Raw genomic sequence first — 12462 nt, forward strand, 5'->3', positions numbered from 1 at the left:
TCCAACCAAAGGAATCCGTCAATTAAGACGGGGTTGTGCATCATGCACTGGCTTTTAACACACTGTTGAGTTCTCAAGAAACGGACGCGTACACCCTAGAACCACCAGGCGGCGCTCGCTTCGTTATGTCTTAATTCTTTCAGCCGTTCCGATCTCTGTCAAATTCAGTGATTTGACTTTCTTCGGTTCGAGCCGGTCCCAAACTTACCAGCCCATTCACAGTGAATGGACCAGATCGGTGTGGGATTTGCCGGGCGATCGTGACCGCCCCGCAGACAGAGACTCTAGCAGCACTCCCGGGGCACTCGGTGCCACTCAGGTAACCAGATAGTCGTTCCCGCTCCACGAGGCTGCCAAACCTTGCCGCGTGCGCAAGTGGACGGCAAGTCATCCGCAATCGGACCGGGATACGAAGTAGACACGAGCTCAGTGCACCCTGGAGGTGTCCGCAATGACCCGCTCGGAGTTCGATGACATCCGCGCCCACCTCGCCGACGCGACCACCCATGCAGGCGACCTGCTGCGGATCGCCCGTACGCTGCTCGACGACCTGGAGCAGGCGCGGATGCGTGAGGCGGCCCTGCGGACCTACTACCTGCGCCTGCTGACCGCCGCGCGCGCGACGACGGCGGCCGAGTGCGCCGGAGCGCCCGACCCCCTGGTGTTCCTCCGGCACGAGCTGGCCGAGCGCGGGCAGTTGCCCGCCGACGGCGAGGCCGTCCAGCGCATCCTGTCCGACGCCAGGACGGCGGCCGCGCTGCTGGCCTGCCTGGAGCAGCAGCAGGTGACGCCGCCCAGGCGGACCAGCCTGCGGATGCGCCGCTGCGTGGGGACCAGCCGCACCCTGCCTCGATGATGCGATGAGGATGCGGCGTATACCCCGTCTTGAAATGAAGGCTGGAACACTGCTGCTATGTGGCAGAGGTGGGGTAACTGGGCGGCAATCGCCCTGGTCGGGGGATTCGGCCTTGTATGGGTGGGCGTGGTGATCTTCGCGGTCGAGGCGACGCCCACCTGGGTACGGCTCGCCCAGACGGCCTTCGGGGTGATGCTCACCGGCTGGGCCGGCCACAAGGCCGTCGGGCTGGTCAGGGACGCCCTACGACCTCGCCGAGCTTGACCCGCGCGCCCGTACGCAGCACCGCTCGCTCGTAGATCCGCGCGCCCACGACCAGCACCCCGGCCGCCGCGGCCACCATGAGCACCCCGGCCAGACCGATCTCCCACAGCGGCACCTCGGTGGCGGCCGAGCGGACCGGCATCACCATCGACGAGAACGGCGGCACCAGCGACAGGATCCGCGCCGGGACGCCGGTGGGCTGCGCCGCCGCCAGGAACGCGACGAGATAGGTGACCATCAGCGTCATCGTCATCGGCGTCAGCACCGAGTTCAGCTCCTCCTGCCGGGAGACCAGCGAGCCGAACGCGGCGGCCATCGCGGCGAAGAACGCGTAGCCGAGCAGGAACCAGACCACCGTGCCGACCGCGATGCCCGCCATCCCCGGCGGCAGGTCGCCGGCCAGGCCCGCGGCGTACGAGGTGCCGAGTCCGGCCACGATCACCACGACCAGGTTGATCAGGCCCAGCAGGCCGAGCCCCACGATCTTGCCGCCGAGCAGCTGCCAGGGGCGTACCGAGGTGAGCAGCAGTTCGACGATTCTGCTGCCCTTCTCCTCGACCACTCCCATCGCGACGTACATCGTGGAGTAGATGAGCAGGAAGAACAGCGTCATCACCAGCAGTGAGGCGATGCCGGCCCGGACGCCCTGGTAGCGGGCGTCGGCTCCGACGGACTCCACCTGGAGCGGCTGCAGCGTGACGCCGGCGGCCTTGAGCTGCTCGGAGCGGTGCAGGTTGTCGAGGACGAGCCCGAGCTTCTGGTTCAGCTCGCCGTTGGCGATCACCTTACCGGGGCCGACCAGCGCCGCGTCGACCTTCTCGTCGAGCACCGCCTGGCGGGCCGCCGCCTCGTCGGGGTACGGGGTGACCTCCAGTTCGGCCGACTGCGGAGCCGTACCGACGACGCCGACGCTGTAGGTGTCGGGTCCGGAGAACAGCTTGGGCAGGAACGCCAGGCCGGCCACCAGGACGGCGCTCACGGCGAGGCTGATCAGGAACCCGCGGGTCCTGATCCTGACGTTGATCTCGCGCTGGGCCACCAGCCACAGGTCGCTCATGCCACGGCCTCCCTGAAGATCTCGGTGAGCGTCGGCTGCTCCCAGCCGAAGTGCTCGACCTGCCCGGCCTGTACGGCGGCGCGCAGGATGGCCTGTTCGTCGCCCTCGGACGTGATCAGCACCTGGCGGTCCCCCTCGACGGTGACCGGCAGCCCCGCCGCCCAGTCGGAGACGGCTCCCCTGACCACGACCCTGAGCGTGCGCCTGCCCTCCCGGGACCGCAGTTCGTCGACGGGCCCGCTGGCCACCATCCGGCCCGCGGAGATGATGCCGACCGAGTCGCACATCCGCTCCACGAGCTCAAGCTGGTGGCTGGAGAAGATGACCGGCACCCCGGCGTTCGAGCGTTCCTCCAGCACCTCGGCCAAGGCGTCGACGGCGAGCGGGTCCAGCCCGGAGAACGGCTCGTCGAGCACCAGCGCCGTGGGCGCGTGCACGAGCGCGACGGCGAGCTGGACGCGCTGCTGGTTGCCCAGCGACAGCGCCTCGACCGCGTCGCCCGCGCGCTCGGTCAGGCCGAGCCGCTCCACGAGATCGCCGGCGGCGCGCGCGGCGGCGGTGGCGGACAGGCCGTGCAGGCGGCCGAAGTAGACGATCTGCTCCTGGACCTTCATCTTCTGGTAGAGGCCGCGTTCCTCCGGCATGTAGCCGAACGTGCGCCGCTCCGGGAAGCCGAGCGGGGTGCCGTCCCAGGTGACGGAGCCGGAGTCGGCCTGCAGCACCCCCATGACGATCCGCATCGTGGTCGTCTTGCCCGCGCCGTTGGCGCCGACGAAACCGAACATCTCGCCCGGCCGTACGGCGAAGCTCACGCCGTCGAGGGCGGTCTTGTCGCCGTAGGTCTTGCGCAGGTCGTGTATCTCAAGCACCAGTGATCCTTCGTAGTACCTCGGTGTAGTGGTCGAAGGCGGCCCTGCCCTGGGGGGTCAGGGACAGCCAGGTCCTGGGGCGTTTGCCGGAGAATGCCTTGCGCACGTGCACGTAGCCCGCCTCCTCCAGGGTGAGCAGGTGCTTGGACAGCAGGGAGTCGCTCACCTCGATCGTCTCCTTGAGGAACTTGAAGTCGGCCTGCTCGGACGCCGCGAGCGCGGCCATGATGGACAGCCGCACGGGCGCGTGTATGACGTCGTCGAGCTCGTGTCTCGGGTGGGTCGTCATCAGCCGGCCGCGGCGATCGCGTCGGCGGCGGACAGTTCGCCTTCCGCGGTCATCGCTCCTCCTCTGCTCATGTACTCAAAAAGGTAACAAGTACTTAACTGTCATTCAAGTTAGTATTGTGGGCATATGAGCGATCAGCCGTACGAAATCAGCCGTGACATGGGTGATGACGTGCAGGAATCCTCTATCGCCATGTATCTGGACAGGCTCCCTGAGCGGCACCACATCGACGAGATCGACGACCATGTGGAGCGGGGCATCTCTCACTGGGTACGCGAAGAGGACCCGCGCGAAAGTGACACCCACGCCGACCCGCTGGAGGAACCGACCTCCTTCAACGACGAGCAGGCGTAAGGGTCAGGGCTGGAAGCGATACCCCATGCCGGGTTCGGTCAGCAGGTGGACCGGGTGTGCCGGGTCGGGTTCGAGCTTGCGGCGGAGCTGGGCCATGTACTGGCGCAGGTAGTGGGTCTCCTTCAGGTAGCCGGAGCCCCACACCTCGGTCAGCAACTGCCGCTGGCTGATCAGCTTGCCGGGGTTGCGGAGCAGGAGCTCCAGGAAGTGCCACTCGGTTGGCGTCAGCCGTACCCCGCCTGAGATGGTCTTGCTCGTCAGGTCCACCAGGTGCTCGCCCAGCCGTACCGACGCCTGCTCGGGCTCGTGTGCGGAGGCGCGGCGGGTGACCGCGCGGATGCGGGCGAGCAGTTCGTCGATGCCGAACGGCTTGGTCACGTAGTCGTCGGCGCCCGCGTCCAGCGCCTCGACCTTGTCGCCGCTGCCCGCCCGGCCGGACAGCACGATGATCGGCACCTTGGTCCAGCCGCGCAGCCCGTGGATGACGTCCACACCGTCCAGGTCGGGCAGGCCGAGGTCGAGGACGATCAGGTCGGGGTGCCAGTCGGCGGCCTGGCGCAGCGCGGAACCGCCGTCGGCGGCGGTCTCCACCTCGAACTGCCGGGCGACCAGGTTGATCCGCAGGGCGCGCAGGATCTGGGGCTCGTCGTCGACGACCAGCACGCGGGTCATGTGGCGATCCGCAGCGAGACGATCATGGTGAGTCCTCCTCCTGGGGTCTCCTCGGGAGTGAGTGTGCCGCCCATCGCCTCGGTCAGTCCTCGCGACAGCGCGAGGCCGAGGCCGACTCCGGTGTGGTTGTCGCGGTCCCCGAGTCGCTGGAACGGCATGAAGACCCGCTCGTAGTCCTCGGGCCTGATGCCGGGGCCGCGGTCGATGACGCGCACCTCGACGCGGCCGGCGTACCAGCTCGCGGTGACCAGCACGTCGCTGTACCGCACGGCGTTGCTCATCAGGTTGGCCAGCACCCGCTCCAGCAGCGCGGGGTCGGCCTCGACCTCGGGCAGGTCGACCGGGATGTCCCCGTCGACCTTGTCGCGCAGCGCGCCCAGCTCGTCGATCGCGCGCGGCACGACCTCGTCCAGCGCCACCGCCCGCATCGACAGGCCGAGCGCCCCGGCCTGCAGGCGGCTCATGTCGAGCAGGTTCACCACCAGGCGTTCCAGTGTGGTCAGCGACTCCGAAGCCGTGTCCAGCAGTTCCCGCCGGTCCTCCGCGCTCCACTCGATCTCGGTGCTGCCCAGGCTGTCGACCGCGGCCTTCGCCGAGGCGAGCGGCGAGCGGAGATCGTGGCTGACGGCGGCGAGCAGGGCCGTCCGCATCCGGTCCGCCTCGGCCAGCGGGCGGGCCCGCTCGGCCGCCTCGCGCAGCCGCTCCTGGCGCAGCGCCACCGCCGCCTCGGCGGCGAACGCCTCCAGCACCCGCCGGTCGGCGGCGTCCAGCGGCTTTCCGCGTACGGCGAGCACCAGATCCTCCTCGATCCGCACGTCGGTGTCGGCCGTGCCCGGACTCGTGCAGGGCGGCCCGCCCGCCGTGGCGGCGATCCGCCACTCGCCGTCCCTCCGCTCCAGCAGCGTCACCGAGGCCACCCCGAAGGTCTCCTTGAGCCTGGCCAGCAACGACGGCAGCGCCGACTCGCCGCGCAGCACATGCCCGGCGAGCGTGGACAGCACCTCGGCGTCCGCACTGGACCGCGCCGCCTCCCGGGTACGGCGGGCCGCCAGGTCCACCACCGCGCTCACCATCGCCGCCACCAGCACGAAGATCATCAGAGCGAGCAGGCTCTGCGGCTCGTCGATCGTCCAGGTGTGCAGCGGCGGCGTGAAGAACCAGTTGAGCAGCCCGAACGAGAGCACCGCCGCGGTGACCGCCGGCCACATCCCGCCGACCAGCGCCACCCCCACGACCAGCAGCAGGAACAGCAGGATCTCGCTGGGCAGCCTGAGCGTGCCCCGGAACGGCAGCAGGCCGAGCGCGAGCAGCGGGACCGCGAGCAGCGCCATCGCCCACCCGGCCGCCCTGCGCCGCAGGGTCAGCGCCGCCCTCGAAGCCGGTCGGCGCAGCCCCTTGCTGACGTGCTCGTGGGTGATCATGTGCACGTCGATGGAGCCCGCGTGCACGGTGGTGGTGAGGCTGACCCCACGGGAGAAGATCCGCGCGAACCGCCCGCGCCGGGAGGCGCCGAGGACGAGCTGGGTGGCGTTGACGCCGCCGGCGAAGTCGAGCAGCGCCCTGGACACGTCGTCGCCGACCACCTGGTGGTAGGTGCCGCCGAGGCTCTCCACCAGCGTGCGCTGGCGGATCAGGGCGGCGGGGTCGGCGCCGGTGGTCAGGCCGTCGGCGCTGGTGACGTGGACGGCGAGCAGGTCGGCGCCCTTGGACCTGGCGGCGATGCGGGCGGCGCGCCGTACCAGGGTGTCTCCTTCGGGGCCGCCGGTCAGGGCCACGACCACGCGTTCGCGCGCCTCCCAGGTGCCGGCGATGCCGTGCTCGGCGCGGTAGCGGTCGAGCTGCTCGTCGACCTTGCCCGCCAGCCACAGCAGCGCGAGCTCGCGCAGCGCGGTCAGATTGCCGACCCTGAAGTAGTTGGACAGCGCGGCGTCGATCTTCTCCGGCTGGTAGACGTTGCCGTGGGCCATCCGGCGGCGCAGGGCCTCGGGCGACATGTCGACGAGCTCGATCTGGTCGGCGCGCCGTACCACCTCGTCGGGGACGGTCTCGCGCTGCGGCACGCCGGTGATCTGCTCGACGACGTCGTTCAGCGACTCCAGGTGCTGGATGTTGACCGTGGACAGCACGTCGATGCCGGCGTCGAGGATCTCCTCGATGTCCTGCCATCGCTTGGCGTTGCGCGAGCCCGGCACGTTGGTGTGGGCGAGTTCGTCCACGATGGCGACCTTGGGCCGTCTGGCGATCAGCGCGTCGGTGTCGAGCTCGGTGAAGCCCACCCCCCGGTGGACCATGGTCTTGCGGGGGATGAGCTCCAGGCCCTCCAGGAGCTCGGCGGTGCGGGGACGGTCATGGGTCTCGACCAGGCCCGCGACGACGTCCGTGCCGCGTTCGAGCCTGCGCCTGCCCTCGCCGAGCATCGCGTAGGTCTTGCCCACTCCGGGCGCGGCGCCCAGGTAGACGCGCAACCTGCCCCTGCCCATGCGTCCTGTCCCTTGGAGATGTCCCGATTTACGGGTCCATCAGATCACAGCACCTCAGGGCTGGTACGGCGGGGCGACCCCCCATCCCCAGCGCGGCACCGGCGCCTTGGGCGGCGGCGTGGCGCCGGGCTGCGAGTTGGCCAGCGCCAGGCGGGTGCCCCATTCGATGTAGCCGACGAAGGCGGCCCTGAACTCGGGGTCGTCCGGCAGGCCCACCTCGTCGGCGGCGTCCAGCAGCAGGCTCACCCAGCGGCGGCGCTGCGGCTCGGTGATGCCCTTGCCGAGGTGCTGGGAGAGCATGTGCGGGTAGCCGCCGCGCTCCCTGGTGTAGCGGTCGGGCCCGCCGAAGACCTCGCCCAGCCACATCGCGACGTACGCGGGGTGGCTGGGGTCCATGTGCGCGAACAGCGGGCCGATCAGGTCGTCCTTCTTGACATGGCCGTAGAAGGTCTCGGTGAGCCGTTCCAGCGCCTCCGCGCCGCCCGCCCACTCGAACAGGGTGGGCTCCGCCTTCTCGGTCATCTGGTCGACTCCGTCCGGTATCGCATGCATTTCACAATCATGTAATGATGTAATCAGTTCTCCGGCGTCTGGCCAAGGGGCGATCGAGCGGTTACATTCCGGGAGTCCCTGGCCATCGGGAGGCTCCGTGTTACCAGATGTTGCCGAGCTGACCACCATCCCGCACCTCGACGAGGTGAACCGGTCGCTGCGCGGCCTGCACGCGGCGCACCCCGGCAGGTCCGCGTTCCGGCGGATCGGCACCTCACGCGACGGGGAGCCACTGTGGATGCTGTCCGTCGGCGCGGGCGCGGACCAGGCGCTGGTGATCGGCGGGCCGCACGCCAACGAGCCGATCGGCCTGCTGACCGTGCTGCAGCTGGCCCGCCACCTGGTCGAGACGGGCGACCTGGGTTTCACCTGGAACCTCATCCCGTGCATCGACCCCGACGGCGCCCGGCTGAACGAGGGCTGGTTCGAGGGCCCGTTCACCATCGCCCACCACTACCGCCACCTCTACCGGCCCGCGCTGCACGACCAGCCCGAATGGGCGTTCCCGACCAGCCGCTTCGACCGGCCGCTACCCGAGACGCTGGCGCTCAAGGAGACCATCGACGAGCTGCGTCCCCGGTTCCTGTACTCCCTGCACAACGCCGACTTCGGCGGCACCCACTTCCAGATCGGCGCCAACCTGCCCGGACTCGCCCCGGCGCTGGCCGGGGTGGCCACCGAGCACGGGATGCCGCTCGACCTCGCCCCCATCGACACCCTCGGCTACGAGGTGGCCGGCCCCGGCGTCTTCGTGATCCCGCCGTACGGCGAGACCTCCCACGACGTGGCCGCCCCCGCCATCCGCGCCGCGACGAGCTGGCAGTACGCCCAGCGGTACGGCACGCTCAGCCTCCTCACCGAGGTCCCACTGTGGAACATCCAGGGCAGCGACGACCCCGGCGAGACCGACACCACCCGCGCCGACCTGCTGCGCTGGGCCGCCGACCGGCTCCGCGACGACATCGGCGCGCTGGCCGGGCTGCGCGCCCGCGCCCTGCCCGCCACCACCCGGGTGACGCCGAGGTTCGCGGCCGTGGACGACACGATCCAGATCGCCTCCACGCTCATCGGGGTGATGGACGCCGCCCGCGCCGAGGCGTCGGCGACGTCGGACCGGGTGAGCGTCGCGGAGGCGATCGGGGTGCGGGGGACGGTGTGGCGGATGCCGCTGAGGCTCGCGGGCATGCTGCTCGGCCTGCTGTCGAACGAGGCTTCGGCGGGGAACCGCGATCCGGCGCTGGTGGCGACCCTGGCCGACCTGGAGGTGCTGTTCGGCGGCCTGTGCGCATCCGCGGAGCGCGAGGTCCCGCAACCGGCCACCCCGCTACGCCGCCTGGTGACGGTCCAGACCGAGGCCGCCCTGACCGCGGCCCGCCTGCTCCGATCCCGCCTTCAGTGATCTTGACAGCGGTCCGTGAATGTCACGAGTCTTGGTGACATGAAGGTGAGCGCGACAGAACCCGACTTCGTAGCATTCGCCTGGATTCTTATCGCGATGAGCGCGGTTCTGGCCGTTATGCCGGTTCGGCGGGTGGCATTTGAGGTTCAGCAGTACGGCCTCGTCGAATCGGCGATCCCTGTTCTCATCCTCTTCGGCACTCCCCTTCTCGGGGTCGCCCTCGGCAGGATCGCCATTCGCGCGCAGGGACGCGGCAACCGTCTTTTCGGGGCCGCGCTGGGCCTATTCTTCTCGGCGCTCGCCCTGATGGGGCTGCAGGCCGTGTGGGCCTACCAAGTCATCTCCAACCTTTAGCGAGCAGCGTCCGAGGGCTGGTCATCGTCGAGTTCTCCGGCGATGGACGATGCCAGAGATCTTCACCTCGGCCGAAATACGCATGAAATGCGTAAACGAGAAAGTCCCTGATCTCCGGTTACCCGGTGATCAGGGACTTCTTCAAGTAGCGGGGGCAGGATTTGAACCTGCGACCTCTGGGTTATGAGCCCAGCGAGCTACCGAACTGCTCCACCCCGCGTCGGTGTGTATCCAAAGATTATCGGAGACGCGGGGGTCTTGCAAATCAAACGGCTAAGGCCCTCCGGTGGGCGAGGTGGTCGGGGTCGGTGACGCGGGTGCGGTGGGGGCCGGTGTGGCGGTCCCCGTGGGGGTCGCGGTGGGGGCCGACGTGGGCGTGACCTGGGGCGGGGCCACCGCGGCCTTGTCCAGGACGCCCAGCGCGTCCTGCAGGCGCTTCTGCGCCTCGCCGTACTTCACCCAGTCCGGCGGGGTGGCCTTGAGCGCATCCTGGGCGTCGGTGTACGCCTTCTGAGCGTTCTTGATCGCGGTGGCCAGCTCGGAGGTCTGCTGGTTCGGCTGGGTCTTGCCCGGCTCGGTCACCGTGGTGTCCTTGCCGCTGAAGACCTGTTCGAGGGCGGCCTCCAGGGTGTTCGCCGATCCGATCTTGCTGCCGAAGGAGACGAGCACCCGCTGCAGGATCGGGTACGGCTCCTGGCCGGTGCCGGCCGCCACCTGGATGTAGACGGGCTCGATGTAGACGAGCCCTCCGGCGTACGGCAGGGTCAGCAGGTTGCCGTAGCGCACCGCGGACGCGCCCACGCCGAGCAGGTTGAGCTCACCGGCGAACTTGCTCTGGAAGGCGTTCTGCGCCTGTCCGGGGCCCGGGATCGGGGTGTTGGACGGCATGCGCAGGATGCGCAACTTGCCGTAGTCGGGGCCGGCCGTGGCGTCGACCGCCATGAAGGCCGCCAGGTTGGGGCCCTGGCGCGGGACGAACGTCGTGGTCAGCGAGAACGACGGCGTGTCACCCGGCATGGTGGTGGTCAGGTAGTACGGCGGCTGCTTGATGTCCTTGTCGCCCTGGGAGGGGTCGTTGGGGACGTTCCAGAAGTCCTGGCCGCCGTAGAAGGAGTCGGCGTCCTTGATGTGGTACTGCGACAGGACGTCACGCTGCACCTTGAACAGGTCCTCGGGGTAGCGCACGTGGTCGAGCAGGCCCTGGCTCATCGCGCTGGCCGGCTTGATGATCGTGGGGAACGCCTTCATCCACGTCTGCAGCAGCGGGTCCTTGTCGTCCCAGGCGTACAGGGTGACGGTGCCGTCGTAGGCGTCGACCGTGGCCTTGACCGAGTTGCGGATGTAGTTGATCTTGTCCCGCGGCTGCTGCGCGACCGCGCCGCGGACCGTCGCGAGATCCCTGGTCATCTCGTCGAGGCTCTTGCTCTGCGAGTACGGGTAGCCGTTCGACGTGGTGTAGCCGTCGACGATCCAGGTGACGCGGCCGTCGACGATGGCCGGGTAGGGGTTGCCGTCCATGGTGAGGAACGGCGCGACCTTCTCGATCCGGTCACGCGGGTTGCGCTCGTAGAGGATCTTCGACTTGTCGTTGATGTCACCCGAGAGCAGCAGGTTCTTCTCGCCGTACTTCGCCGAGTAGATCAGCCGGTTGAAGAACGAGCCGATGGGCACGCCGCCCTTGCCCTCGTAGGTGGTGTTCTTCTGGCCGGTGCCGCCGCTCTCCGGGTAGTCGAGCTCCTGGGTGGCCTTGTTCGGGTCGCCTCCGGCGATGACGTACTCGGCCGCGGCCGGGTGCTCACCGAAGTAGATCCGCGCCTCCTTCAGGCTTGTCGCCGTCGCCAGGGGGCCGGTGACCGGCATGTCCTTGGCGTCGAAGTTCGGCAGGCCCTCGGAGTCGACCTCGTTGCCGGGGGCGGCGACGAAGCCGTACCCGTGGGTGTAGATGAGGTGGCGGTTGATCCAGTTGTCCTGCTGGGCGGGCGGGCCGGTCAGCTCGCGCACCGCCACGACGTGGTCGCGCGGGGTGGCGCCGGTGCCGTCCTTGTAGCGGTCGACGTCGAGCTGGTCGGGGAAGTCGTAGAAGCCTCGGATGCGCTGCTTCTGCTGGTAGGTCTTGGCCACCAGGTTGGGGTCGAGCAGCCGCACGCCGGAGACGGAGGTGTCGCCGTCGGCCTTGACCTTGGTCGGGTCGGCCTCGGCGGAGTACGGGATGACCTCGCTGTCGGACACGTCGAAGGCGTCTCTGGTCGCCTCGATGTTCCGCTTGATGTACTCCTCCTCCTTGCCCTGCTGGTTGGGCTTGACCTGGAACTGCTCGACCAGCGCCGGGTAGACGCCGCCGATCAGCACGGCCGACAGGACCAGCAGGCCGAAGGCGACGCCCGGGAGCATGCCGCCCGGCCGTACGACGCCCGCGAAGAACAGCACCGCGCAGATCAGCGCGATGATGGCGAGGATGGTCTTGGCCGGGAGCACCGCGTTCACGTCGGTGTAGGACGCGCCGTCGACGAACCCTCGGTCGGAGAAGACCAGGCCGAATCGGTCGAAGTAGTAGGCGATGGCCTTGAGCAGCACGAACACGCCGAGCAGCACCGACAGGTGGGCCCGTGCGGCGCGGGAGGCGTGCACGCCGGGCGACTGCAGCCGGAATCCGCCGTACAGATAGTGCGTGATCGCGGCCATGATGATCGCCACGATCACCGCGATGAACAGGAAGTTCAGCACCATCCGGATGAACGGGTAGTCGAACATGAAGAAGGAGATGTCCAGGCCGAACTCGGCGTCCTTCTTGTTGAACGGCGTGCCGTTGACGAACTGCATCCAGGTCTTCCACTGCCCGGCGAAGGACGAGCCCGCGAACAGCGCGAGCATGCCCATGCCGACCAGGAAGATCAGTTTGCGGTGCGGGTCGAGCGCCATCCGGTAGCGGTCGGCGCCGCTGCCGCCGCCGAACATCGCCGGCCCGAACATCGGGCGCATGCGGAACGCCAGCAGCATGTTGCCGCCGACGACGCCGACCATCACCACCGCTCCCACCAGGAACAGCACGATCTCGGTCAGCAGCACGCCGGAGAAGACAGGGGTGTAGTCGACGGAGTCGAACCACAAGTAATCAGTGAATATCCCGGCGAACAGGAAGAAGAACGCCACGATCGCCACGAGGACGATCGCGACAGGGAGAAGCAGTCGCGGGCGACGAGGCAAGCGCATCGCCCGACCGGCTCCTGGGGTCCGGAAGCTCAAGGCCAACCCCTCGTCGTGAAGAACAAACGGTCCGTGTTTGAAAACCTACACCGGTGGCCCGGCGGTCGTGAGA

12 protein-coding genes and 1 tRNA gene are annotated in these 12462 nt (G+C 68.9%); 5 read left to right on the plus strand and 8 right to left on the minus strand.

Annotated features, from left to right (window positions below):
- Positions 1 to 451 precede the first annotated feature (451 nt).
- The gene (locus ABZ911_RS13535) at positions 452 to 856 is read left to right on the plus strand and encodes a hypothetical protein (protein ID WP_358054841.1); all 405 of its coding nucleotides are present in this window, start codon (positions 452 to 454) and stop codon (positions 854 to 856) included.
- Positions 857 to 913: 57 nt separating this feature from the next.
- On the plus strand, positions 914 to 1120 hold the full coding sequence (locus tag ABZ911_RS13540) for a hypothetical protein (protein ID WP_358054842.1): 207 nt from the start codon (positions 914 to 916) through the stop codon (positions 1118 to 1120).
- On the opposite strand, the gene ABZ911_RS13545 is transcribed toward ABZ911_RS13540, so the two are convergent.
- From ABZ911_RS13545 to ABZ911_RS13555, 3 genes are read right to left on the minus strand one after another with little or no spacing between them, the layout of a single operon-like run.
- Positions 1089 to 2177 (minus strand): ABC transporter permease, encoded by a 1089-nt coding sequence (locus ABZ911_RS13545; RefSeq protein ID WP_358054843.1) that lies wholly within the window; start codon positions 2175 to 2177, stop codon positions 1089 to 1091. The two genes, ABZ911_RS13540 and ABZ911_RS13545, sit on opposite strands and share 32 nt — an antisense overlap.
- Positions 2174 to 3046 carry an ATP-binding cassette domain-containing protein gene (locus tag ABZ911_RS13550; RefSeq protein ID WP_358054844.1) on the minus strand — a complete coding sequence of 291 codons (873 nt, stop codon included), beginning with the start codon at positions 3044 to 3046 and terminating at the stop codon, positions 2174 to 2176. Before ABZ911_RS13550 ends, ABZ911_RS13545 begins: the two co-directional genes overlap by 4 nt.
- The gene (locus tag ABZ911_RS13555; protein ID WP_358054845.1) at positions 3039 to 3287 is read right to left on the minus strand and encodes a transcriptional regulator; all 249 of its coding nucleotides are present in this window, start codon (positions 3285 to 3287) and stop codon (positions 3039 to 3041) included. The genes ABZ911_RS13550 and ABZ911_RS13555 overlap by 8 nt, the downstream gene beginning before the upstream one ends.
- Positions 3288 to 3461: 174 nt before the next feature.
- On the opposite strand from ABZ911_RS13555, the gene ABZ911_RS13560 reads away from it, so the two are divergent.
- Complete coding sequence (locus ABZ911_RS13560; RefSeq protein ID WP_358054846.1) at positions 3462 to 3689, plus strand: hypothetical protein; 228 nt, start codon at positions 3462 to 3464, stop codon at positions 3687 to 3689.
- Positions 3690 to 3692: 3 nt separating this feature from the next.
- Here ABZ911_RS13560 and ABZ911_RS13565 read toward each other — a convergent pair whose 3' ends face one another.
- The 3 genes from ABZ911_RS13565 to ABZ911_RS13575 are packed head-to-tail and all read right to left on the minus strand — an operon-like array spanning position 3693 to position 7363.
- Positions 3693 to 4361, minus strand: a complete 669-nt coding sequence (locus ABZ911_RS13565) for a response regulator (protein WP_358054847.1) — start codon at positions 4359 to 4361, stop codon at positions 3693 to 3695.
- Entirely contained in the window at positions 4358 to 6841 is a 2484-nt protein-coding gene (locus tag ABZ911_RS13570; RefSeq protein WP_358054848.1) for a DUF4118 domain-containing protein, read from the minus strand. The genes ABZ911_RS13565 and ABZ911_RS13570 overlap by 4 nt, the downstream gene beginning before the upstream one ends.
- A gap of 54 nt (positions 6842 to 6895) precedes the next feature.
- On the minus strand, positions 6896 to 7363 hold the full coding sequence (locus tag ABZ911_RS13575) for a group II truncated hemoglobin (RefSeq protein ID WP_358054849.1): 468 nt from the start codon (positions 7361 to 7363) through the stop codon (positions 6896 to 6898).
- Between the two features lie 127 nt (positions 7364 to 7490).
- On the opposite strand from ABZ911_RS13575, the gene ABZ911_RS13580 reads away from it, so the two are divergent.
- Positions 7491 to 8792 carry a M14 family zinc carboxypeptidase gene (locus ABZ911_RS13580; RefSeq protein WP_358054850.1) on the plus strand — a complete coding sequence of 434 codons (1302 nt, stop codon included), beginning with the start codon at positions 7491 to 7493 and terminating at the stop codon, positions 8790 to 8792.
- A gap of 39 nt (positions 8793 to 8831) precedes the next feature.
- Complete coding sequence (locus ABZ911_RS13585) at positions 8832 to 9146, plus strand: hypothetical protein (RefSeq protein WP_358054851.1); 315 nt, start codon at positions 8832 to 8834, stop codon at positions 9144 to 9146.
- Between the two features lie 146 nt (positions 9147 to 9292).
- Here ABZ911_RS13585 and ABZ911_RS13590 read toward each other — a convergent pair.
- Positions 9293 to 9366: transfer RNA gene (locus ABZ911_RS13590), tRNA-Met, on the minus strand.
- A gap of 53 nt (positions 9367 to 9419) precedes the next feature.
- Positions 9420 to 12356, minus strand: a complete 2937-nt coding sequence (locus tag ABZ911_RS13595; RefSeq protein WP_358054852.1) for a UPF0182 family protein — start codon at positions 12354 to 12356, stop codon at positions 9420 to 9422.
- Positions 12357 to 12462 lie beyond the last annotated feature (106 nt).

Source organism: Nonomuraea sp. NPDC046570 (assembly GCF_040645915.1).
GTDB lineage: Bacteria > Actinomycetota > Actinomycetes > Streptosporangiales > Streptosporangiaceae > Nonomuraea.

Excerpts from the sequence above, each read along its gene's own strand:
- ABZ911_RS13595 (WP_358054852.1), bottom strand. The coding sequence starts at position 12,356 with ATGCGCTTGCCTCGTCGCCCGCGACTGCTTCTCCCTGTCGCGATCGTC.
- ABZ911_RS13540 (WP_358054842.1), top strand. The coding sequence starts at position 914 with ATGTGGCAGAGGTGGGGTAACTGGGCGGCAATCGCCCTGGTCGGGGGA.
- ABZ911_RS13560 (WP_358054846.1), top strand. The coding sequence starts at position 3,462 with ATGAGCGATCAGCCGTACGAAATCAGCCGTGACATGGGTGATGACGTG.
- ABZ911_RS13565 (WP_358054847.1), bottom strand. The coding sequence starts at position 4,361 with ATGACCCGCGTGCTGGTCGTCGACGACGAGCCCCAGATCCTGCGCGCC.
- ABZ911_RS13570 (WP_358054848.1), bottom strand. The coding sequence starts at position 6,841 with ATGGGCAGGGGCAGGTTGCGCGTCTACCTGGGCGCCGCGCCCGGAGTG.
- ABZ911_RS13585 (WP_358054851.1), top strand. The coding sequence starts at position 8,832 with ATGAAGGTGAGCGCGACAGAACCCGACTTCGTAGCATTCGCCTGGATT.
- ABZ911_RS13535 (WP_358054841.1), top strand. The coding sequence starts at position 452 with ATGACCCGCTCGGAGTTCGATGACATCCGCGCCCACCTCGCCGACGCG.
- ABZ911_RS13545 (WP_358054843.1), bottom strand. The coding sequence starts at position 2,177 with ATGAGCGACCTGTGGCTGGTGGCCCAGCGCGAGATCAACGTCAGGATC.
- ABZ911_RS13575 (WP_358054849.1), bottom strand. The coding sequence starts at position 7,363 with ATGACCGAGAAGGCGGAGCCCACCCTGTTCGAGTGGGCGGGCGGCGCG.